The following is a 22358-nucleotide window of genomic DNA, read 5'->3' as shown; positions in this document are numbered from 1 at the left end:
TCACAGATTTTTTGTCATGTGACAATGTGTCACAGCGTGGAGGTTTTGTCATGTGCTAATAGAGTGAGCCTGTGACCAGCACTGTGGCGGACCAGGTGAGGCTCTATGTCGTCCGCGGGACAGCGGGCGAGATTTCCGAGGGCATCCGCAATCTCATCAGTGCTGGGGTACTGGCTCCAGGGGATGCGTTGCCGCCCATACGGGCCTTGGCCGACGATCTCGAGGTTCACCGGAACACAGTTGCCGGAGCCTATCGCTTGCTCGTGGCGGCGGGAGTTGTGGAGACACAGGGCCGGCGCGGCAGCTTCGTGCGAGCCATACCGTTCCTGGAAGGAGAAGGCGGTATCGCTCTTCCTGGCAGCGTGGATCTCGCCAGCGGAAATCCTGATCCGGCATTGCTGCCTGATCTCAGAGCCTCGTTGGACCGGACCACTTACACGCCCCGGTTGTACGGCGCCGCAGCCACCGAGCCTCTACTCGATTCCTGGGCACGTTCCTCGATCGAGGACGAGGTTCCAAGGCCGTGCTCGATCACCATCACCAACGGTGCCGTTGACGCGGTCGAGCGACTGTTGACCGCTCATTTGACCCGAGGTGACGCCGTCGCGATCGAGGATCCGTGCTTCCTGGCGAGCATCGGAACGCTCAAAGCCAACAGCTTCCGAGCGGTACCGATGGACATCGACACTTCGGGTATTACCCCGCAAGGGCTGCTGCGTGCTCTCGAAAGTGGTGTGCGCGCGATTATTTGCACCCCTCGTGCGCACAACCCCACCGGGGTCAGCATGAGCGCCGACCGAGCGGCGATTCTCGGAAGCATCCTGGCCGAGTTCCCTCACGTTCTGGTAATCGAGGACGATCACTTCTCTGCCGTGTCCAGCAATCGGTACTGTCGGCTCGCTCCGATGAGCACGACGCGGTGGGCGCTTGTTCGTTCCGTGTCGAAATTTCTCGGGCCCGACCTGCGCGTGGCAGTGGTCGCCTCGGACCTCGACACCGGCATTCGGCTGAGCACTCATCTCCGGTCGGGCGCCAACTGGGTCAGTCACCTGCAGCAGCGCTTGAGTGCTGAACTGCTGAGTGATCCGACGGTGATCGACGGCCTCGCCAATGCTCGCGCTGTCTACGAGCGCCGCCGAACCCTTCTGAAATCTGCACTGTCAGAACATGATATCGAGGTTCCTGACACTTTCGACGGACTCAATGTCTGGGTTCCGCTGGATCGGGATTCCGAACCGATTGTCGAGCGACTCGCCGAGTCTGGCTGGCTCGTGCGGGACGGAAGTCAGTTCTCGGCGACGCCGGGTCAGTGCCACCGGGCACTTCGTGTGACCGCCTCCACCATCACCTCTGACCAAGCACGCGAGTTCGCCAGTGCCCTGGCTGAAATATTGGCGAGCCCGTAGTTGTCCAGCTGCACTACGGTGCGAATCTGAGTCTCTCGCTTCTCGACGAAACTACCGGCGACGGCTGGATCGATAGGATCGGTTCGAGCGACGACGAAGGGTGTAATTGTGGCGAGGGCGGTTGTTGTCGGTGCGAGCCGAGGTCTCGGTCGTGCTTTGATCGAGGGACTGAGGAGCGACGGCCACGAAGTTCTCGGCATCTCTCGGCGGCGCCCTGACGGGTTCGACGTCTCCGAGTGGATCGAAGTAGACCTGACCGACCCTGTTACGGCGGCGAACTCGATCGATCAGGAGCTTGTCGGAGGTGTAGACACCCTGATTTGCAACGTCGGGATTTGGGAAGGGGACGCCTTCACCACTGACTATGCATTCGCAGAACAATCGGACATGGAAATGCTCGAAATGATCAACGCCAACATCACGGCCACAATTCTCCTGCTCAAGCGCCTGATCCCGAGAATGATCGGCCGTCCTCGACCTCGGATCATCTTGACCGGGTCCACCTCGGGACTCCCGCGAAGCGGTAGGCCGGAGGTTGCGTTCGGTGCATCGAAGTTCGCGATCAACGGCATTGCCGACGCGTTGAGAGAGGGCTACCGGAAGGACAGACTCGCCGTGACTGTCCTTCATCTCGGATATCTCAATACAGAAGACGGACTCGACGTGCCCCGAGACGTCGCTGCCGCCAGGGGAGAGGGATCTCTGGTCCCGGTACATGACGTTGTGGATACGGTGCGCTCGATCTCGAGTTTGTCGTCTTCGACGTCAGTGCGGGAAGTAGTCCTCACTGCGATCGACGATCCGCGATTCTGATTTGCGGCTGTCGACTCAATCTGGTTGCTGAACAGACGTATTCAGAGAATCTAAACCCCGATCAAGAAGTAAGCTCCGGTCAGATACGTCAGGGTGAGGCCCGCCAAGGCCCACGCCATGTACGGCCGGATGTAGAGGCGCCGCAGGCGGTGCAATCGCAGGGAGGCTCGCAAGAACGCGCCCACGGTCCCGAGCAGCAACATCAGGCTCGGGACGAAGACCGCCAGTCGGCGATCCTTCTGTGAGCACAGCAAGGTGTCGGTACCGAAGCATTCGCCCCGCCGGGAGCCCAACCACACGATCGCGATAACCAAAACCGCGGTAGCCAGAACGACTGACACGCCGTACGTCAGGGTTCGCCTGTTGATCTTTCGCTCTCGACGCTGAATTACATCTGACGCGTCAGAACTGTCGGTCATCACACCGGCTCCTGTACATCGCACCTCACTTCGTGGATCGGCGGTGGGAGATGGCGTACAGCACTACTCCGACGGCCAAGAGTAATGATGCGCGTAACCACGTCGCAGCGCTCTGCTGGGTGAGCAACGCAACGCACGTACCGAGAGCGAGGATCGGGAAGATGATCGGCGTTCGGAAGTGTTTGTGTTGCACTGCGTCACGGCGCAGAACCAGGACGGCGATGTTGGTGCTGATGAATACGAAAAGCAGCAGGAGTACCACCGTCTCCGCCAGGGCTGACAGCGATCCGGTGACGCAGAGAGCCATGGCAACTGCTGTGGTCGCGATAATCGCCACCCAGGGGGTCCGTCGCTGCGGCAGTACCCGAGCGAAGACGCTCGGGAGCAAGCCTTCCGATGCCATCCCGTATGTCAGCCTGCTCGCCATGATCATTGTCAGCAGTGCGCCGTTGGCGACGGCGACCAACGCGATCAGGCTGAACAGGCGAGGCGGAACGCCGACGTCGGCAGCTGACACAACTTCCAGCAGTGGCCCGGAGGATGCGGCAAGTTCGTCGGCGGGCAGGACCACCGAGACAGCCAGGCCGACAAGGACATAGGCGGCGCCGGCTGTCAGTAATGCTCCGAACAGTGCGCGTGGGTAGACCTTGCTCACGTTCTTCACTTCTTCGGCGACGTTCGCGGACGTTTCGAAGCCGACAAAAGAGTAGTACGCGAGGAGTGCCGCAGCCAGCACCGCGAGTGCAGGCGATCGGCTGTCGTCGAACTCCACGACGCGGCTCAGGGTTCCGTCGCCGCGCCCGAGAACTATGCAAGCGAGGACGACAACGAGGACGAGCCCGGTGACCTCCACGACTGTCATGACGACGTTGGCGCGCATCGACTCCTTGATGCCTCTGGCATTGAGAAGTCCCACCAGGAGCAGGAAGACGAGCGCCGCTGGAACGGTTGGGACGTCGATGAAGGCTTTGAGATAGTCGCCCGAGAATGCGAGGGCGAGTCCCGCCGCACTGGTTACGCCGGCCGCCAGCATCGAGAAGCCGACAAGGAACGAGATCAGTGGTTTCCGATACGCCCGTTGGGCGAATACTGCTGCGCCGCCCGCTCGCGGATATTTGGTGACCAGTTCGGCATACGACGTTGCTGTCAGCAATGCCATGACGAGCGCTACGAGCAGTGGTACCCAGACGGCTCCACCAACTTCACCGGCGGTGACGCCCACCAACGCGTAGATACCGGCGCCCAGAACATCTCCGAGGATGAACACGAAAAGGAGTGGGCCGGTTATGGCCCGAGTGAGAACGTTCTTACCGCCGCCTTCATCTCCGCGTGCGGTTTCGTCCACGTTCTCAGCACCCGCGGCGCGTCGCATATGCAAGGTTCGTCCTGTCTTCATGGTGGCGTGCCGCCACCTCAGGAGCAGACATGTACCCAGTGGTCGAAGTTTCAAACGTGGGTCGCTCGCTTTCTCGTGCTTTGCTTGTAGGTGAATCGCAGAAATAGTGACTGGAGGACGATGTGGCTGAAACGACGGTTGCGGCGGTGATGGACGAGCTGGCTGCGCTCGAGGATCCGAAGGCGCGCGCGGTGAACGAGAAACACGGTGACGATCACGGTGTGAACCTTTCAAAGCTGCGCGCTGTTGCGAAGCGATTGAAGACTCAGCAAGAACTCGCACAACAGCTTTGGGCAACGGGCGACACCGCAGCGAGACTGCTTGCCCTTCTGATCTGCCGCCCGAAGGTGTTCGAGCGTGACCAGTTGGACGTCATGTTGCGTGAGGCCCGTACTCCCAAGGTGCAGGACTGGCTCGTCAACTACGTGGTGAAGAAGAACCCGCACGCGGAGGAATTGCGGGTGGCCTGGACCGCAGACTCCGATCCTGTGGTTGCGAGCGCCGGCTGGGCCCTGACTACCGAGCGCGCAGCGAAGAAGCCTGAGGGACTTGATCTTTCAGGATTGCTCGACGTCATCGAGACGGAGATGAAGGATGCTCCTGATCGCCTGCAATGGGCGATGAACCACTGCCTGGCTCAGATCGGGATCGAACATGCCGAGTTCCGGGCCCGCGCAATCGACATCGGTGAGCGTCTGCGAGTGCTCGAGGATTACCCGACTCCGCCGAACTGTACCTCGCCGTTTGCGCCGATCTGGATCTCGGAGATGGTGAGCAGACAGAGTGAGAAGTAGGTCGACTACCGCGACGTTCGAAACTGCGTCCGGTATCGCTGTGGACTGGTACCGACCAGGTCTCGGAAGCGTTCGCGGAATGTCGTGACGGCATTGAATCCGACTTGTCCCGCAACACGTTCGATCGAGTGGTCGGTAGTCTCGAGCAGAAATTGCGCTTGGCGGAGCCGCGCGTGATGGAGCCACTGCAACGGCGTCGTACCGATTTGTTCCTGGAATCGGCGGTTGAGCGTGCGAGTGCTCATCGTTGCCTTGGCCGCGATTGTCGTGATGTCGAGTTGCTCCCCGAGGTTCTCTTCCATCCAGTTCAGTAGCGGCCTGAGGGTTGTCCCGCTGGGTACGGGAGGCTCGTGAACGATGAATTGTGCTTGCCCTCCGGCACGTTCGAGCGGCATCACGCTCAGACGTGCCGTGTCGGCGGCGACGGCAGACCCGTAGTCCTGACGCACCATGTACAGACAGAGGTCGAGTGCGGCCGCAGCGCCCGCCGAAGTCAAGATGTGCCCGTTGTCGACGTAGAGAACGGCAGCATCGACGTCGACAGCCGGGTGCCGACGCGCCAACTCTGCGGCGGCCGCCCAGTGCGTCGTCGCGCGAAGTCCGTCGAGCAAGCCGGTGTCGGCGAGCGTGAATGCGCCGACGCACAGTGATGCGATGCGTGTGCCGCGATCTGCGGCTGATCTGAGGGCTTCGATGATCTCGGGGTCGATCGGCACATCGAGATCGGCGGTGCCCGGGATGATGATCGTGCTGGCCTGGGCGAGACGTGACAGTCCGTGCGGTACGCGCATCGTGAACGTTCCGGTCTCCACCTCCTCGGTGAGCGCGCACACGGCGGTGCGGTAGCCCGGTGCGCCTGAGGGAAGCCTGCATCGTCCGAAGACTTCGAGGGGTGCTGCCAGGTCCATCGGCACCACTCCGGGCAACGCGAGAACTGCAACGTCATGCATGTCTGAAACGTAGCGTATGTGGCGCGAGATTCTGTGATCTCGTGTCGTGAAATATCCTCTCAACTGGTATTTCACAGAATATGTGAGGTTGGCTGAAAGCCGTCGAAGGTTGGCTTTCAGCCGTCGCCGCAGGGGTCAACTTCCTCCTACTGTCGTAGGAACAGCGACGCGCACAGGAGCGCGTCGCACAAAATCGGAGGTTGCAGTGCACGCGCAGATCGTGTTGTTCGACGGATTCGATCCCATGGATGTCGTGGGTCCGTACGAGGTGCTCTACGCCGGGGGTCTCGCCAGCGGTGGGGCGTTGAGTGTCGAACTCGTCAGTGCGGAGAAGCCTGGGACCGTCCTGAGCGGAAGTGGTGAACTCGCTATGACCGCCACTGCAACCCTCGATGTCGAACACGCGGATCTGATTATCGTTCCCGGAGCATCGGGTCTCTTCGAACCCGATGCGGACCAGCCGGGCACCAGTTTGCCGGAAAGACTCGCGGCCACAACGGAAACCGAACTGCCTGTCATGATGCGGCGTGCACTCGACGATCCTGGTGTTCTTGTTGCGACCGTCTGTGGAGGATCTTTGGCGCTGGCGATGGCGGGGCTTCTCGAAGGGCGCCGCGCCGTAACACACCATCTTGCCGTGGACGCACTGGCGGCCGGCGGCGTTATTCCGATCCAGGCGCGAATCGTCGACGACGGTGACCTGATCACCGCCGGCGGTGTGACATCCGGTCTCGACCTTGGCCTGTACCTGTTGGAACGATGCCTCGGGCCCCGGATAAGTCTCGAGGTCGAAGCGCTCTTCGACTACGAGCGTCGTGGAACGGTGTGGTCGGCCAAGGGCGCCGAGCCTGTAATCACCTTCGCCCCGGACGCTGCGTGAATACGCTTGTGCGTACCGAAACGCGAGAAATCCCATGACCGGAATCCTGCTGTCCCTCCACGTGATTGCGGCCATTCTTGCCATCGGCCCCGTCGCTGTGGCGGCGAGTATGTTCCCGGTGGCGAGCCGCGCCGCGCTCGCCGATCCGGACAGCGCCAGTGTTGCGACGACGGGCATGCTGCATCGCATCGTTCGGGTGTATGCCACGATCGGCGTTGTCGTTCCGATGCTCGGTGTCGCCACCGCCGTCAATCTCGGAGTGCTCGGTGACCTGTGGATCCTCACCTCGATCGCACTCACCCTCGTTGCCGCCGTGATACTCACCGCGGTCGTGCTTCCCGCCCAACGGCTGACAATGGCGGCGATCGAAGGAACCGGGTCCGTTGTGGATGTCGCAACGCGGCTCACCCGTCGACTGGGCACAGCGACGGGGATCTTCAATCTGCTCTGGGTCGTTGTCGTCGTGCTGATGATCTTTCGGCCAGGATCGACAACCGGCGTGTGATCCGAGGCGATATTTCCCGTGTCGGAGACAGCGACGCTTGACCTTGACACAGTGACAAGGACTCCAATGGTCGACGAAGGAGGTGGTTGTCGTGAACACAACCAACCACGATGGGCAGAATGCTCACCTCGTCGACGCATTGGCCGCAGCTGATCCCTCGGTTAGGCTGCGCGCCGCGCTAGCCGCCGGCACACGCCCGGACCCTGAGCTGACGGTTGCCCTGGTCGATCGGTGTGCCGTCGAGCCGGATTTCTTCGTCCGCGACATGCTGACCTGGGCGTTGTGCCGCCTGCCGGCCGAAATCACGGTACCGAAGCTGATCCGTGAGCTCGGGTCCGATGGTTCGCAAGCCCGCAGTCAGGCGCTCCACACCTTGTCCAAGATCGGCGATCCGACCGCTTGGCCCGCGGTCTCTGCGCTGGTTCACGACCAGGACGACGAGGTCGTGCGCAGTGCGTGGCGCGCCGCAGTGGCACTCGTGCCGGCAGGAGTCGAGGGTGCACTCGCAGCGGATCTGGCGACCGAACTCGGGCGGGGTGAACTGCAGATGCAGCTCAGTCTCAGTCGAGCTCTGACAGGACTCGGCGAGGCTGTACTCCCGGTGCTCGACGCGGCCGGTATGAGCCCGAATCCGCGTGTCCGGGCGCATGCTGATGCTACAAAGCAACTCTGGCACGACCCCGACGGTGGGTTCGCACTCTCTCACGAGTTGGCGAAGCGCGTCGCGGCAATCGGCCCGGACGCGTAGGAAGGGGAGACGGATGTTGATCGGCGAGGTCTCGCGGCGTTGTGGTGTCAGCACACGGATGCTGCGTCACTACGACACCTTGGGACTGGTGAAGCCGACGGGCCGCACGTCCGGCGGTTACCGGGAGTACTCCGCCGACGACATCCGTCGACTCTTCCACGTCGAGAGCTTGAGGACGTTGGGGCTCTCGTTGAACGAGGCCAAGCGTGCACTGGACGAACCCGACTTCGCGCCGGCCGATTTGGTGGGTGAACTCATGCAACACACTCGGCAACGGATCGCGGCGGAGGAGGAATTGCTGACCAAACTCGAAAGGGTCGATGCCAGCGCCCCTTCGGAGTGGGACGACGTCCTGCGCATGGTCTCGCTGTTGCGTGCACTCGAATCCGAGTTCGCTGCCCACCGTCAGCAAGCGATCCTGTCGCAGGAGCTGAATGCGGCGTTGCCCGTCGACGCACTCGTCGAGGCCATCCTGTCGGAGAAGGATGCCAACGTGGCCGGAGCGTTGCAGTGGGCGTTGGCGAGGACCGAAGGTGCGGGCCTTGCAGGTCTCACGAAGGGGCTCGAATCGGAGGACGTCGAGGTTCGACGCCGCGCGACGTCGGCCATCTCCGGGATCCACACCGAGGAAGCAACTCGGGCGCTGAAGCGAGCTCTCGATGATTCGGACGCGATAGTCCGCGCTGATGCCGCTCTCACCCTCGGATCTCGCGGAGAGGCCGTCTCGATGCCCGCTCTCCTCGAGATGGTCGCCGACGGGCGACGCGACGTCGAGGCCGGAGAGGTGCTCGGTCTTCTCGCGGAGCACTCACCGACAAGCGGTGAGGTCGTCGATGCCGTGCAGGCAAGGCTCGACGGCACTGACGACGCCCCGACGAGGTTGCGAATCACGCAGGCACTCGCTGAGATTCCCGGCGCGGCGGCCCGGGAAGCGCTCGCCCGGCTGACACGCGACGACGACAAGACGGTCGCGTCCACGGCAGCGGCGATCCTCGCGATGCGGGACCGTGGACCACGCCGGCGCGAACGACCGCGTATCGGGAACTGAAATCGGAGAACTAGGGCACCTCTGACAACTGCGGGCCCGGGCGGTCAGCGCCGCAACGATTTTGCCGCAGCGTTGCCCTTCAACGCTGCACAGAGCAGGACAAGGAGCACCGCTAGAAACACGACTGTTGAGGCGACAGCCGACACCACAGATCCGAAACCTGTCACGACACCGATGGTGACCTGCATGCACAGTCCCACTACGGCTGTCCACACCGTCCGGCGTAGAAGGGGCCACGCAATCCGATGGGCCAATTGCCACGCCTCGGGGCTCGAGATCGTCGCCTTCGTGCGTATGCCGACAACGGGATTCGGTTCATCACCGACGACTCGCGGAAGAATCCCGGCAACGAACGCGAGGACAAGCGTCGACGACGACATCGAGGCCGTCAGACCCAGCAAATCAGGCGATCCCACCCGTCCAGCCCCCTATCGGCAGATTTGACACAGCGGACATTCCAGTCTGGGTTGCCGCTGGGACACACCCGACCGTATGCGAACGAATGCATGTACGGCTGTGCGGGTGACGCACTTTCAAGCTTTGCCGAATGAGCAGTGGACTCGATCTCGGACTGGTTGTCGGACAGACCCTAATGCGGATCACCTACGCAGAAAAGGTTTCCCGCCGGATCCGCCAACACGTCCCCAATTGATCCGCCCGACTCATGGCGCTCGATGTGGGCTGCTCCTGCCGCGACAAACGTCGCGACGACCTCGTCCCGCGGAGGATCCTGCGGTTCGAGGTCGAAGTCGAGGTGAACCGTATTCCTTTGGCTGCGAGCCTGATCGACCCGTTGGAAACCGAGAGTGAGTGGGAGATCCGGGGCCGTCACCGTCAGGAAATCTTCGTCGCCATCGGTACTCGCCTCGCCGAATCGCTCCGACCACCAGGTGGCAAGTGATCGGGCATCCGTTGCATCGAACGTAACCATGGCCAATCGCACCATCACACTCCACAACCTCTTTACACGTGACTGCCTTTCGATCGATCTTAGGCAAAGCCCTGCAGCTGCTGCGCACCCGCTGCGGAGTGATCGGCGGATAGGGTTTCTTGCGTGGTAGATCAACGGCGAAAGAGTTTGCGACGCAGGTACCTGAGCCTCGGCCTCGGCGAACTGGCGGCCGCGGTCGTATTTGCCGCTGTGGCTGTCGGCGTCGTGATGCCTCGGCTCGAAGGTCCGAAAGACTCCGCTGCGTTGTGGTCGGCGCTGGCCCCACTGCTTGTGATACTCGTGCAAGCAGGTGTCTACTGGCTGCTTGCCCGAGGCTGGGTCGAGCAGGCACCGATGCCGGCCCGCCTCGCAGCGCTCTACCGCGTGTTTCGGGTCCTCGATGTTCTCTTGTTGGCGATAGCTCTTCTCGGCGTTGTCATCTGGCTACCAGATCACTCCGGCGGGGCTGTGGGCGTGGTGGCGGTGTGGGCTTTCGGCGTCGCCGAGTACGCCAACTACTTCGTGGCTCGTCTCGCCTACCCGCTGCGGCGGTGGCCTTTCGAGGTCGGCAAGTTGCGGAGGCCCCAACTTGTGCACGACCTGCATTCGGCGCGGTGATACCGGCGATGAAGCCTGCCTTTGCCGCAACGGCAAAATTTGATGCGGGATCGGAGTGAATTCGGAAGGATCGCTTCTGCCCACCCAGGAACGAAGCCTCTATGTCGTTCTTCACCGAGGAAGGAGAACCACCATGGCAGCGTCGCGTCGCAGCCGCCGTGATGCCCCACCGCCCCGGGCCGGAAACAGCGAGGTCGATACGCTACGCGCGTTTCTCGACTACTTGCGTGATTCGATCGCTGCCAAGGTCGAGGGTGCTCCGGAACCTCAGGTGCGCACCACAATTGTTCCGTCGGGGACAACCTTGCTCGGGCTGGTCAATCACTTGATCTTTGTCGAACGATCGATGTTTCTCGCAGAAAACGTGACGGATTGGAAAGCGACGTTTCAGCCGTCATCGGAAGACAGCGTGGACGGTGTCGTCAGTCGCTATCGCGAGACGGTCGAGCGTGCCAACGCAGTTCTCGACGGATGCACAGATCTTGCCGCGCCCATCCCGCGACCGGGGGCGAAACGACCCGCTCCCAGTGTCCGCTGGGCGCTCGTGCACATGATCGAAGAGACCGGGCGCCATGCCGGGCACGCTGACATCCTCCGCGAACTGATCGACGGTGCGACCGGTCGGTGACATCGCAACAATGGATAGAATCCGTCGGTACAAGTGGCAGATCCTGGACGACAACCGTGGCGGTGAGGTCTTCCATCCCGCCCACAGCTTCCGCGCTTCATCGAGGCAGATGTCCACGACCGCCCACTGGTACAGCGTCGACAGTTCCGTCGGGAGTCGTTACTTCCCAAGCTAGTCCGGTGGCGGCCGAGGGAATGAGCCCGTCGATCCATTTGGCCACGACACCGACGACAGCTTTCTCGAGTTCCACACGTGACCACTTTCGCGGTCGATGCGGAACCGGCGGTTCCCAGCCTTCCTCGCCCCAGATCACGCCGAATAGCTCCCTCTCGTCACCGATTTGCTGATTCAGGCTGAATGCGTCAGGACCCTCGAATCGTGCCCAGACGCCGAATGTTCCCTCGCCGTCCTGATCGACCGAGACATCGATGACGATCCCTTCGGTGCGCGGGGTTGCCGCGTGGTGAATCGCAGCCAGTCGATCGCTCACTACCGCCGACACGGTATCGAGGACAGACCTCAGCGCGTCGCTGTACTCAGCAGGTTCCATCGGCACAGGATATAGAAATTCAGGCAATCGACTTCGAAGTCAGTGCCCCCGACATGGCCGCCCATTGAAGAAGAATAACCGTCTTACCGTCGACGATTTCTCCGCCGGAGATCATGTCGAGTGCCGTGTCGAACTGCAACTCCAGGACTTCGATGTCCTCGCCTTCGTCTGGCACCCCGCCACCACTGCCGGTTCTGTCCGCCGGGCTGTATCGGCCGGCGTAGAAATGCACTCTCTCGGTGACGGATCCGGGGCTCATGTACAGATCGAACAGATGCTGCACCTCGCCGATCGCGACGCCGAGCTCTTCGCTAGTCTCTCGCCGAATGGGTACTTCCGGCGTGTCGGCATCGAGCAAACCGGCTGCGGTCTCGATCAGCATTCCGTCGGGGTGTGCGTTGACGTAAGCGGGAAAGCGGAATTGCTTCGTCAACAGGACGGTGCGCCGTTCGGGGTCGTACAGCAAGATCGTCGCGCCGTTCCCACGGTCGTAGGTTTCTCGTTGCTGTGTCTCGACAGTGCCGTCCCGTCGCCGGTACGTGAAGGTGCTGCGACGCAACACATGCCAACCGTCTGAGGTGACCTCGACTCGTTCGACCTCGACGTTCGGATTACCGTGCAGCCCGAGACCTGTTCGGTCGAGGCCGGTGCGACCCCGGCTGTCCGGAATGTCGACGCCGGCACATCCCGCCGTTGCAGACGGGTGTATCTGCCTGTCGCTGTCAGGTTCGGTCATGTCATCCACCGTAGCGAAGATCGGCACCTCGCCGTTATTGGGCAACAACAGCTTCAGAGTTGAGCGGCGTCGCGGCGGAAACTCTCAGTCCAACTGAGAAGTCCCGCCCCCGTCCGGAGACGGGAGCGGGACTCGGGTGTCAGCGAACTCGGCAGCGCGTCAGACTGCTTCCTTTGTCGCCTGCGCTGCGAGGGTGAGCGCGATGTCGACGATCATGTCCTCCTGACCACCCACCAGACGGCGGCGTCCAGCTTCGAGCAGCAGTGTGCGAACGTCGATTCCGTAGCGCTCCGACGCAGCTTCGGCGTGGCGCAGGAAGCTCGAGTACACGCCGGCGTAGCCGAGAGTGAGGGTTTCGCGATCGACGCGGACCGGCCGGTCCTGCAGCGGTCGGACGATGTCGTCGGCGGCATCCTGCAGGGCGAACAGGTCGCAGCCGTGCTCCCACTCCTCGATGTTGGCGACGGCGATGAAGGCCTCGAGGGGGCAGTTGCCGGCACCGGCGCCGTGACCGGCAAGCGAAGCATCGACGCGGGTGACGCCGTTCTGCACGGCCACAACAGAATTGGCAACCGAGAGTGAGAGATTCTCATGGGCGTGGATACCGATTTCGGTGCCCTCGTCGAGGATGTCGCGATATGCACGAACACGATCCGCGACGTCGTTCATCACCAGACGTCCACCCGAGTCGGTGACGTAGACGCAGTGCGCGCCATACGATTCCATCAACTTGGCCTGCTTGGCCAGTTCCTCGGCAGGCGCCATGTGGCTCATCATCAGGAAGCCCGAGACGTCCATGCCGATCTCGCGGGCGGTTTCGATGTGCTGCGCGGAGACGTCGGCCTCGGTGCAGTGCGTGGCAACGCGAACCGAGCGCACACCGAGGTCGTAGGCATGCTTGAGTTCACTGATCGTGCCGACACCCGGAAGTAGCAGCGTGGTGAGACGAGCGTGCTCGAGTACCTCGGCCGCTGCTTCGATCCATTCCCAGTCGGTGTTCGAGCCGGGGCCGTAGTTGAGCGAGCCGCCGGCGAGGCCGTCACCGTGTGCTACTTCGATCGCGTCGACGCCGGCAGCGTCGAGAGCTGTGACGATCCGCTTGACGTCGGTGGGCGAAATGCGGTGGCGGACAGCGTGCATGCCGTCACGAAGGGTGACGTCCTGGACGAAGATCTTGCGGTTGCTCACTTGGTTGCTTCCTTCTGCTGGGCGATGCGCTCCGCGATCTGCATTCCGGCGGACGTCATGATGTCGAGATTGCCGGCGTACGCAGGCAGGTAGTGTGCCGCGCCCTCGACCTCGAGGAACACCGACACCTGGTGGGTGGGGCGATTGCCGTCGACGAGCAACGTCTCGACGGGCTGGTCGGCCGGGATCTCGGTGATCTGGACTTCCTGCTTGAGCCGGTAGCCGGGGACATACGCGGAGACGTCGCCGACCATCTTCTCGATCGACTGACGGATCTCGTCGTGAACAGCCGGGTCCGGTGCGTCGACGAGGCAGAAGACCGTGTCGCGCATGATGAGCGGCGGCTCAGCGGGGTTGAGGATGATGATGGCCTTGCCGCGACGAGCGCCGCCGACTGCCACGATCGCCTCGGACGTGGTCTCGGTGAACTCGTCGATGTTGGCGCGCGTTCCGGGACCGGCCGACTTGGAGGCGATGGACGCGACGATCTCCGCATACGCCACCGGGACGACCCGAGAAACAGCGGCAACCATCGGGATGGTGGCCTGGCCGCCACACGTCACCATGTTGACGTTGGGTGCGTCCAAGTGCTCGTCCGCGTTGACAGCCGGTACGACGTACGGTCCGATCGCGGCAGGCGTCAGGTCGATCATGCGCTTGCCGAGGGGAGCCAGCCGCGCGTTGTTGGCCACGTGAGCCTTTGCCGAGGTGGCGTCGAAGACGATCTCGATCTCGTCGAAGTTCGGCAGACCGACAAGGCCTTCGACGCCTTCTGCCGTGATCGGCACGTTCAGACGCGCGGCGCGAGCGAGGCCGTCGGACGCGGGGTCGATACCGACCATCGCGCCCATCTCCAGGTAGTCGGAGTTGCGCAGCACCTTGATCATCAGATCCGTGCCGATGTTGCCCGATCCGATGATCGCGACCTTGACCTTGCTCATGCGTTGTCCTCTTCGCTGGAGAAACTGGTGGTGACGGAACCGAGCCCGGAGACGGTCACGGTGACTACGTTGCCTGCGGTGACCGGTGCCATGGGGCCGAGAGCGCCGGACAGGATCACCTGCCCTGCGGTCAGCGGCTGCCCCAACTCACGTGCAGTGCGGGCGAGCCAGACGACGGCTTCGATCGGATCGCCCAGGCAGGCGGTTCCGACGCCGGTGGACACCTCGGTGCCGTCGACGGACATCGACATGACGACGCCGGCGGGTTCCACCTCGTCGAGGGTGCGTCGTTCGGTTCCCAGGACGTACACGCCCGAGGACGCATTGTCGGCGACGGTGTCACCGAACTTGATGTCCCACGACTCGATGCGGCTGTCGCAGATCTCGATCGCGGCGACGGCGTAGTCGATCGCACCGCGCACCTGCGCACTGTCCAGCGGTCCGTCCACGAGGTCGGCACCGAGCACGAAGGCAACTTCCGCTTCGACCTTGGGCTGGATCAAACGGCTCATGGGGATGGCGCCGCCGGCGGGGAACTCCATGTCGGCGTACAGCACGCCGAGGTCGGGCTGGTCGACACCGAGCTGCTGCTGGACTGCCACCGAGGTCAGGCCGATCTTGCGGCCTACGACCACGGCCCCCGCCTGCCGACGGATTTCGTCGACGCGGCGCTGGACGGCATAGGCGGCGACGAGGTCGTCGGCGCCGATCAGATCGCGCACGGGCGCGCAGGGAGTGCCGCTCGCGATGGCGGCTGCGAGGCGGTCCGCAGCAGCTGCGATGTCGGTCTCGCTAGCTGTACTGGTATTCGTGGGCTGGCTCATGGCCACTACTTTCGCCGCGGCACCGAGATTGCGCCAGGGAACTGTCTCACTCAGCGATACGCTGGGGAGGTGACTGGCAGCGCAAACCTCGACACCGTGCTCGGCAAGGCGGTGACGATCCTGCGCGCCTTCCGGGCCGACGACCACGTGTTGCCTCTGGCCACCCTGGTCCAGCGGACGGGCCTGCACAAGGCGACGGTGCACCGCCTGGCCAACGAACTGGTCGCGAACCGGCTACTCGACCGTATCGACGGTGGCTACCGGCTCAGCGGCGGCCTCTTCGAACTCGGCATGCTCGCCTCTCTCGAACGTAGCCTCCTGGAGATGGCGATGCCGTTCCTCCAGGACCTGTACGAGCGGACCCACGAGACAGTCCACCTGGGGGTCCGTGACGGCCACGACGTCGTATACGTCGCGAAGATCGGCGGACACCGGCAAGCCAACTCGCCGTCCCGGACCGGTGGCCGGATACCGCTGTATTGCACCGCAATCGGCAAGGCGCTCCTGGCATTCTCCGACAACGAGTTTCGCCGCGAGGTGCTGTCGGAGCCGATGACGCGCCGGACCCCGCACACAATTGTTGCGCCCGGCATTCTCAACACCCAACTGAACCGAGTGGTCGAGACCGGTATTGCGTTCGAGCGCGAGGAATCAGCGCCGGGTCTCGCATGCGTTGCGGCGCCGGTATTCGGAACCAATGACAAACCCGTCGCGGCCATCAGTGTCACCGGTCCCACCAGTCGCTTCGTCCCCGAGAGCCAGGTGTCCTACGTTCGCGCCGCTGCCGAAGGCCTACACAGCACCATCGCTCGCCGCGAACGACTGCGGTGATCTGGCCGTCCCGACCCGGATGAGCCCGGTCAATGCGTGCGGCAATGGCCCCTCGTGTAGGACGCCGAGACGTTGGGTCGCGCGGGTGAGGGCGACATAGAGTTCAGACGCACCGCGTGGGCCGTCGGCGATGATTCGCTCCGGTTCCACGACGAGCACGGCATCGAACTCGAGGCCCTTCGTTTCCGAAACCGGCACAGCGCCGGGCACACTCGCAGGTCCGATGACGACGCTCGTACCCTCGCGTCCGGCCTCGTCCTGATTGAATTCGTCGATGGCGGAGGCTAGTTCGTCGGCGGAGATTCGCTTGGACCACGGTTGGACCCCGCAGGCGCGGACGGACTCGGGTGGCTGGACGTCTGGCGCGAACTCGGCGAGCAAGGCGGCGGCGACGCTCATGATCTCGGCGGGGGTGCGATAGTTCACCGACAGGGATCGGTAGATCCAGCGGCCGGGAACGTACGGCTCCATCATCGTCGCCCACGAGCGAGCACCTGCGGGTGAACGTCGTTGCGCGAGATCACCTACCACCGTGAAAGACCGGTCCGGGCAACGGCGCATCAGGACTCGCCAGTCCATCTCGGACAGCTCTTGTGCCTCGTCGACCACGATATGCCTGTACGTCCAGTCTCGGTCAGCAGCAGCGCGTTCGGCGAGCTCCCGGGTATCGCGTTCGACGAAACGATCCGCCAGGTCCTCGGCGTACAGCATGTCCTGGGCGAGGAGATGATCCTCGTCGTCCATCAAGTCTTCGCGACTGATCATCATGTCCAGCACGCCCGCTGCATACGCAGCCTCGTCGCGGCGTTCACGTTCGGCACTCTGGTCGACGGGCTTGTCCCGGCCGAGCATGTCCACCAATTCGTCGAGAAGCGGAACGTCGGACACCGTCCAGGCATCGCCCTCTCGGCGCAACAGTGTCTCGTCTGCGCCTGCCTTGCGTAGGCGTTCCGGCGAAGTAAACAGCTGTGTCAGTAGCTCTTTCGGTGTCAAGATCGGCCAGAGTGCGTCGAGTGCGGCGGCAAACGCGTCATTCTCCGCCAACTCTGCGGTCAGATCTGCGCGCACTTGTTCCCAGGCTTCACGGTCACTGCGTGTCAACCATCCCTTGCCGATCCGCGCTATCGCCCGCTCGGTCAGTGCCCAGGTGACGATTTCGGTGAACACAGTGCGAGCGTCGTTGTGGGGGAGTCCGCTCGAACGAGCTTCTTCTCGGGCCCACTCCGCAGTTTCGGCGTCGATTCGCACTGTGACGTCCGCCAATTCGATCAACAACGGGTTCTCGGGCAATCGCTGATGATCGGCAATCGCTGCGCCGAGAACGTCCAGGATCTTCAGCGAGCCTTTGAGCCCAGCGGCCTCAGGAGCGTCCTCGGCGGTGACGCGTAAACCCGGAACGAGATCACCGGTGGTCATGAACACCACGTCGGACTCGCCCAGCGAGGGCAGTACGCGGCCGATGTGGTTCAGGAACGCCGGGTTCGGCCCGACCACGAGGACGCCGTGACGTTCCATTCGCTCTCGCTGCGTGTAGAGCAGGTAGGCGACGCGATGCAAGGCGACGACGGTTTTCCCGGTACCGGGGCCACCTTCGATCACCAGCACCCCGGGGTGTTCGAGTCGGACGATGTCGTCCTGTTCGGCCTGGATGGTCGCCACGATGTCCCGCATTCCCTCACCGCGGGGTGCATTGACTGCTGCGAGCAAGGCGGAATCGCTGTGGGTGTCGTGTTCTGCGCCGTCAGGGCGCCCGAGTACCTCGTCGGTGAAATCGACCACGTGTCGACTGCGTGTGTGGAACTGACGGCGTCGACGCATGTTCTCCGGGTTGGCAGCGGTGGCAACGTAGAACGGGCGAGATGCCGGCGCCCGCCAATCGAGCAGCACCGGTTCGTAGTCGTTGTCCGCATCGAGAAGGCCGATTCGGCCGATGTACGAAGTCTCACCAGTCAGCGAGTCCAACCGGCCGAAGCACAGGCCGTTGTCGGCTACGTCCAGCCTCTTCACCTCTTTGGCAAGCGCGCGCACCTCTGCATCGCGTTCCATGAGTGCTTCGCCGTTTCCGCGCAGAGCGGTGCTGTACCTGCCCTTGACTCGGGCGCGCTCCGCATCGAGGCGTGCGTAGAGCCCCTCCACATAGTTCCGCTCGGATCGCAGTTCTTCTTCGTATCCCTGGGTTGGCACGTGCCCTCACTTCCGCTGGCTGTTCCGATCCCGTAGTGGGTCGTGCGGGATCGGAAGAGCCATTTTGCGGCACTACCCGGGCCTTGCCGCAAGGCCCCCGGTGCGATATACATTGGTAGTGGAAGGGAGTGTCGATCCTCCCTCGGCTTTTTCCCACAGATCCTCTCGCGACCCCCCAGCCTGATGCACGGCTCCCAGCCTGGTCGATGTTTGGACCCCGAGTGCCACGGGTACAAATCCAGTGACCGGTGTTCCAAAATCGGTTCCCCTCATGAACTTACGTGGATCGAGGGATTGTGAAGGCGATACTGGCAACGGCCGCGAGCATCCTTCTGGTGGTTGCCTTGGCCGTCGCCGTCTTGCTTCTCCTTTCCGGATCACCGCGCGAAGGTACTTCGCACGAGCTCGCCGATACGGTTCACACGATCGGTGGGAAGCCGACAACCTGCACCGAGTTGTTCGGTGAAACATGCAGCTTTGCTTTGCAGTCGGACTACAACCAGTGGGGACAAAACCTCGAGGGTTTTGTCAATGCCGGGACCCTCGGACCTTTCGCCCGCAGTATCGGCTTCGTGGCGGAGGCGAAACTGAGCTTGCAGGCATGCGAGGTCAGCGCAACCGCCGGGCGGACGATTCTCGATTTCTACACTCTCGCCGAGATCGACCACCCCACGGCCACCACCACCGACCTCTTCCCCTTCTGGAACGAGTCTCGCCAATTCCTTTGCCCGGTAAACAGTTTCTGAGAATGCTGTTTGCTATTTGAGATGTTCGAGACGCATCGCTCGATCGGAGCCAGGTTGGGCGCAAGCGCGCGAATCGTGGACAGCGGTCCGCCCACGGGGGGATCGGTCTGTAACTGGCTCATGAGCACTGAATAACACACGAGAGTGAACGGCACTCCCCTCGGTGGCCGCTTCTTGTACGCGTTGCGGCGTGTCGGTGCACGGATGTTTATGCGAATTTCGACGGGGTAGGGCCTTCTGTGGGGGATTCCTACCTGTGTGGGATCCCGGAGCAACAATCCGAAACGTATTGGAGGGTCAACGTGCCAGATGACAAGAGCGGTCCCAGCGAGGGAATCAAAGGCGTCGTAGAGGACGTCAAGGGTAAGGCCAAGGAAGCCGTGGGTGCGGTTTCCGGAAACGACAGTTTGACCCGAGAGGGCCGCGCCCAGCAGGACAAGGCCGAAAGCCAGCGAGAAGTCGCGAAGAAAGAGGCAGAAGCCGAGAAGGCTCGCGCAGAAGCGGCCGCGGACGAAGCGCGACAGAAGTCCGAGCAATAGCCCTGACGCACTCGTCACCCTCGGCCTGGGATTGATCCCAGCCGGGGGTGAGTCGTGGCTCCGCGTTCAGTTTGAAATCTCTACTTACATAAGGCGCAACAAGATTCTTGCGCCCAGCATGACGATCAAGAGGAGCTGTTCGATGCCTTCATCTCAGTCCGTCCCAGGTGCACCGGCCCCGAAAGCGCCGGACCTGAAAGAGCCGGTCAAGCCTCGACAGCCGTTGCCGCCCAAGGATGACCAGCGGCAGCCGGAGGTGCGTACCGTCGCGGGTGCCGAGGAGAAGGTGAAGGGAAATGGTCGCGGCCAGCGGGGGGAGTACCTCACCACCGCAACCGGTACACGTCTCTACGAGACCGACCACTCACTCACTGCCGGCGAGCGTGGCCCGACTCTTCTTCAAGACCACCACCTGCGTGAGAAGATCACACACTTCGATCACGAGCGAATTCCGGAGCGCGTCGTCCACGCCCGCGGGGCGGCTGCACACGGAACGTTCCTGGCGAATGGCGCGGCCGAAAACATCTGTAAAGCATCGGTGTTCGCTTCCGGTGCTCGAACCCCGGTGTTCGTGCGGTTCTCGACGGTGCTGGGTTCACGAGGTTCGGCGGACACCGTACGCGACACACGCGGTTTCGCCACCAAGTTCTACACCGACGAAGGTGTCTTCGACCTGGTGGGCAACAACATCCCGGTGTTCTTCATCCAGGACGGCATCAAATTCCCGGACATCATCCATGCCGCGAAGCCCCACCCGGACCGCGAGATCCCGCAGGCGCAGAGCGCGCACGACACATTCTGGGATTTCGTGTCGCTGCACACCGAGGCCACGGCGCACACATTGTGGAACATGTCCGATCGCGGCATCCCGCGCTCCTATCGCATGATGGAGGGCTTCGGTATTCACACGTTCAGGCTCGTGAATGCCGACGGCGAGACGAATCTGGTGAAATTCCACTGGAAGCCGGCCGCCGGAGTGCATTCACTCGTGTGGGAGGAAGCGCAGATCGCCGGCGGTGTGGATCCGGATTTCCATCGACGCGATCTTGCCGACGCCATCGAGGCGGGTGCGTATCCGTCCTGGGATCTGGGCGTGCAGGTGTTCCCTGATACCGAAGACGAAATGTTCGAAGGCATAGATCTATTGGATCCCACCAAGATCGTGCCCGAAGAACTCGCGCCGGTTCAGGTCATCGGAACGATGACACTCGACGCCAATCCGACGAACTTCTTCGCCGAGACCGAGCAGGTTGCATTCCATCCGGGCCACTTGGTTCCGGGTGTCGACATCACCAACGATCGTCTCCTGCAGGCACGTTTGTTCTCGTACCTCGACACCCAGATCACGCGACTCGGTGGCCCCAATTTCGATCAGATCCCGATCAACCGTCCTCACGCGCCTGTCAACGACATGCTTCGCGACGGCTTTCATCAGGACGGTGTACATACCGGAGTTGCGCCGTACCATCCCAATTCGTTGGACGGTGGGTGCCCGTTCTTGGCCTCGGCGGAGAGCGCGGCCTATATCGAGGTGCCCGAAGAAGTTTCAGGGCGAAAGGTGAGGCAGGCGCCGGCATCGTTCGACGATCACTTCTCGCAAGCTCGACTCTTCTATCGCAGTCTCTCCCCTGTCGAGCAGGAGCACGTCGCGCAGGCGTATACCTTCGAATTGGGTAAGTGCTACGAGGAGAACATCAAGACCCGGAATCTGGGCATCTTGGCAAATATCGACGCGGGTCTCGTGTCGATCGTCGCAGGGGGGCTTGGCCTTCCGGTTCCCGAACCGACCGAGCCGTTGAGTGATCCGGAGCTCAGCCCTGCACTGTCCCAGGTTGGTGCGGAATGGCCGGTAGACGGAAGGATCATCGCACTACTGGTCGATGAGAACTCCGATCTCGAAACGGTTGTCGCCGTTCGAGACAAGATCTTCGACGCCGGCATGGTGCCGCTGATCCTCGGCCCGCACGGCGGAACCATCGGGGACGGTGACGACGCGGTGACGGTGCAGCGAACGTACCTCACAGCTCGTTCGATCGAATTCGATGCAATCCTGCTGAGCGGCGACGTTTCTCGGATCGGCGAGGGCAAGTTGGATCCACGGGTGGAGACTCTGCTGAACGAAATGTATCGTCACAGCAAGGCAATTGGTGGTTGGGGAGAGAGCATGAGTGCGCTGGCTGCGGCCGGTATCGACGAGTCTGCATTGGGAGTCGTCGTCGATGCAGACGCGGAAGGAGCGCTCGCCTCGCTGGCTCAGCTACTGAAGACGCACCGCGTGTGGGGGCGTTTCGAGGTGCCGCCTACATCCTGAGTGCCGACGTACGTTCGAACCTGCGGTGTGGCCGAATTGCCAGTTCGGCCACACCGTCGGAGTGAAGACGAGTGAAGGGACGAAACAGTGGCTCGCAAGGACTCACAACCTCAACTCAAGGATCAAGAACTCTACGAAGAGCTACGTGAGAAGGGCGATTCCAAGGAGAAGGCGGCCCGAATCTCCAATGCGGCCGCCAATCGAGGGCGGTCGACTGTCGCCAAGTCCGGCGGACAATCTTCGCCGTACGAGGAGTGGACGGTCGACGATCTGAAGAAACGCGCCAAGGAACTCGATCTGCACGGGTACTCGAAACTGAACAAGGGTGAGCTGATCGAGAAACTCCGCACTCACTGAGCCGGATTCTGCTCG

At 62.6% G+C, this 22358-nt stretch carries 25 protein-coding genes; 14 read left to right on the top strand and 11 right to left on the bottom strand.

What is annotated here, in order from left to right; translation table 11 throughout:
* Window positions 1–71 precede the first annotated feature (71 nt).
* Together GN300_RS09590 and GN300_RS09585 are read left to right on the top strand one after the other, a co-directional pair.
* Window positions 72–1406, top strand: a complete 1335-nt coding sequence (locus tag GN300_RS09590) for an aminotransferase class I/II-fold pyridoxal phosphate-dependent enzyme (protein WP_223257969.1) — start codon at window positions 72–74, stop codon at window positions 1404–1406.
* A 108-nt stretch (window positions 1407–1514) separates the two neighbouring features.
* A complete protein-coding gene (locus GN300_RS09585; protein WP_003943023.1) occupies window positions 1515–2219 on the top strand; it encodes an SDR family oxidoreductase in 705 nt (234 codons plus the stop codon).
* Window positions 2220–2269: 50 nt separating this feature from the next.
* Here GN300_RS09585 and GN300_RS09580 read toward each other — a convergent pair whose 3' ends face one another.
* Window positions 2270–2638, bottom strand: coding sequence for a hypothetical protein (locus GN300_RS09580; RefSeq protein WP_007735659.1), 369 nt, complete (start codon window positions 2636–2638; stop codon window positions 2270–2272).
* A 25-nt stretch (window positions 2639–2663) separates the two neighbouring features.
* Window positions 2664–4034, bottom strand: a complete 1371-nt coding sequence (locus tag GN300_RS09575) for an APC family permease (protein ID WP_233405609.1) — start codon at window positions 4032–4034, stop codon at window positions 2664–2666.
* Window positions 4035–4156: 122 nt separating this feature from the next.
* On the opposite strand from GN300_RS09575, the gene GN300_RS09570 reads away from it, so the two are divergent.
* Window positions 4157–4828, top strand: coding sequence for a DNA alkylation repair protein (locus tag GN300_RS09570; protein WP_063315449.1), 672 nt, complete (start codon window positions 4157–4159; stop codon window positions 4826–4828).
* Window positions 4829–4833: 5 nt separating this feature from the next.
* On the opposite strand, the gene GN300_RS09565 is transcribed toward GN300_RS09570, so the two are convergent.
* Window positions 4834–5778: a GlxA family transcriptional regulator gene (locus GN300_RS09565; protein ID WP_063315994.1), complete on the bottom strand. Its 945-nt coding sequence runs from the start codon at window positions 5776–5778 to the stop codon at window positions 4834–4836.
* Window positions 5779–5983: 205 nt separating this feature from the next.
* Between GN300_RS09565 and GN300_RS09560 the strand changes: the two genes are divergently transcribed.
* From GN300_RS09560 to GN300_RS09545, 4 genes are all read left to right on the top strand, one after another.
* Window positions 5984–6658, top strand: a complete 675-nt coding sequence (locus GN300_RS09560; RefSeq protein ID WP_063315450.1) for a DJ-1/PfpI family protein — start codon at window positions 5984–5986, stop codon at window positions 6656–6658.
* Between the two features lie 34 nt (window positions 6659–6692).
* Window positions 6693–7163: a DUF2269 family protein gene (locus tag GN300_RS09555; RefSeq protein WP_063315451.1), complete on the top strand. Its 471-nt coding sequence runs from the start codon at window positions 6693–6695 to the stop codon at window positions 7161–7163.
* 82 nt (window positions 7164–7245) lie between these two features.
* Window positions 7246–7911 (top strand): HEAT repeat domain-containing protein, encoded by a 666-nt coding sequence (locus GN300_RS09550; protein WP_197487711.1) that lies wholly within the window; start codon window positions 7246–7248, stop codon window positions 7909–7911.
* A gap of 13 nt (window positions 7912–7924) precedes the next feature.
* Window positions 7925–8959 (top strand): HEAT repeat domain-containing protein, encoded by a 1035-nt coding sequence (locus GN300_RS09545; protein WP_063315452.1) that lies wholly within the window; start codon window positions 7925–7927, stop codon window positions 8957–8959.
* 44 nt (window positions 8960–9003) lie between these two features.
* On the opposite strand, the gene GN300_RS09540 is transcribed toward GN300_RS09545, so the two are convergent.
* Both GN300_RS09540 and GN300_RS09535 read right to left on the bottom strand, forming a co-directional pair.
* Entirely contained in the window at window positions 9004–9375 is a 372-nt protein-coding gene (locus GN300_RS09540; protein ID WP_063315453.1) for an SdpI family protein, read from the bottom strand.
* Window positions 9376–9548: 173 nt separating this feature from the next.
* On the bottom strand, window positions 9549–9890 hold the full coding sequence (locus GN300_RS09535) for a VOC family protein (RefSeq protein ID WP_197487712.1): 342 nt from the start codon (window positions 9888–9890) through the stop codon (window positions 9549–9551).
* 123 nt (window positions 9891–10013) lie between these two features.
* Between GN300_RS09535 and GN300_RS09530 the strand changes: the two genes are divergently transcribed.
* Window positions 10014–10508 (top strand): hypothetical protein, encoded by a 495-nt coding sequence (locus GN300_RS09530; protein ID WP_063315455.1) that lies wholly within the window; start codon window positions 10014–10016, stop codon window positions 10506–10508.
* A 133-nt stretch (window positions 10509–10641) separates the two neighbouring features.
* Window positions 10642–11136, top strand: a complete 495-nt coding sequence (locus GN300_RS09525) for a DinB family protein (RefSeq protein WP_063315996.1) — start codon at window positions 10642–10644, stop codon at window positions 11134–11136.
* Between the two features lie 97 nt (window positions 11137–11233).
* Here GN300_RS09525 and GN300_RS09520 read toward each other — a convergent pair whose 3' ends face one another.
* From GN300_RS09520 to GN300_RS09500, 5 genes are all read right to left on the bottom strand, one after another.
* Window positions 11234–11686 carry a DUF6389 family protein gene (locus tag GN300_RS09520; protein WP_063315456.1) on the bottom strand — a complete coding sequence of 151 codons (453 nt, stop codon included), beginning with the start codon at window positions 11684–11686 and terminating at the stop codon, window positions 11234–11236.
* A gap of 19 nt (window positions 11687–11705) precedes the next feature.
* A complete protein-coding gene (locus GN300_RS09515; RefSeq protein ID WP_063315997.1) occupies window positions 11706–12422 on the bottom strand; it encodes an NUDIX domain-containing protein in 717 nt (238 codons plus the stop codon).
* Window positions 12423–12581: 159 nt separating this feature from the next.
* On the bottom strand, window positions 12582–13610 hold the full coding sequence (gene dmpG / locus GN300_RS09510) for a 4-hydroxy-2-oxovalerate aldolase (protein WP_020909650.1): 1029 nt from the start codon (window positions 13608–13610) through the stop codon (window positions 12582–12584).
* Complete coding sequence (locus GN300_RS09505; RefSeq protein ID WP_003943168.1) at window positions 13607–14551, bottom strand: acetaldehyde dehydrogenase (acetylating); 945 nt, start codon at window positions 14549–14551, stop codon at window positions 13607–13609. Before GN300_RS09505 ends, dmpG begins: the two co-directional genes overlap by 4 nt.
* Entirely contained in the window at window positions 14548–15375 is an 828-nt protein-coding gene (locus GN300_RS09500) for a 2-keto-4-pentenoate hydratase (protein WP_007735684.1), read from the bottom strand. The genes GN300_RS09505 and GN300_RS09500 overlap by 4 nt, the downstream gene beginning before the upstream one ends.
* A 69-nt stretch (window positions 15376–15444) precedes the next feature.
* On the opposite strand from GN300_RS09500, the gene GN300_RS09495 reads away from it, so the two are divergent.
* Window positions 15445–16206 carry an IclR family transcriptional regulator gene (locus tag GN300_RS09495; protein ID WP_003942865.1) on the top strand — a complete coding sequence of 254 codons (762 nt, stop codon included), beginning with the start codon at window positions 15445–15447 and terminating at the stop codon, window positions 16204–16206.
* On the opposite strand, the gene helR is transcribed toward GN300_RS09495, so the two are convergent.
* Complete coding sequence (gene helR, locus GN300_RS09490; protein WP_082845709.1) at window positions 16168–18390, bottom strand: RNA polymerase recycling motor ATPase HelR; 2223 nt, start codon at window positions 18388–18390, stop codon at window positions 16168–16170. The genes GN300_RS09495 and helR overlap by 39 nt on opposite strands.
* A 281-nt stretch (window positions 18391–18671) precedes the next feature.
* Between helR and GN300_RS09485 the strand changes: the two genes are divergently transcribed.
* The 4 genes from GN300_RS09485 to GN300_RS09470 all read left to right on the top strand — a co-directional run bounded on the left by GN300_RS09485 (window position 18672) and on the right by GN300_RS09470 (window position 22343).
* Window positions 18672–19136: a hypothetical protein gene (locus GN300_RS09485; RefSeq protein ID WP_225320190.1), complete on the top strand. Its 465-nt coding sequence runs from the start codon at window positions 18672–18674 to the stop codon at window positions 19134–19136.
* A gap of 302 nt (window positions 19137–19438) precedes the next feature.
* On the top strand, window positions 19439–19675 hold the full coding sequence (locus GN300_RS09480; RefSeq protein ID WP_003943084.1) for a CsbD family protein: 237 nt from the start codon (window positions 19439–19441) through the stop codon (window positions 19673–19675).
* A 142-nt stretch (window positions 19676–19817) separates the two neighbouring features.
* Window positions 19818–21986, top strand: coding sequence for a catalase (locus GN300_RS09475; RefSeq protein ID WP_003943216.1), 2169 nt, complete (start codon window positions 19818–19820; stop codon window positions 21984–21986).
* 87 nt (window positions 21987–22073) lie between these two features.
* Window positions 22074–22343 carry a Rho termination factor N-terminal domain-containing protein gene (locus GN300_RS09470; RefSeq protein WP_054800585.1) on the top strand — a complete coding sequence of 90 codons (270 nt, stop codon included), beginning with the start codon at window positions 22074–22076 and terminating at the stop codon, window positions 22341–22343.
* Window positions 22344–22358 lie beyond the last annotated feature (15 nt).

Source organism: Rhodococcus sp. Ni2 (assembly GCF_021352185.1).
Classification (GTDB): Bacteria; Actinomycetota; Actinomycetes; order Mycobacteriales; family Mycobacteriaceae; genus Rhodococcus_F; species Rhodococcus_F qingshengii.
Note: the sequence above shows the minus strand (reverse complement) of the source record. Positions and strands in the feature narration are given on the sequence as shown.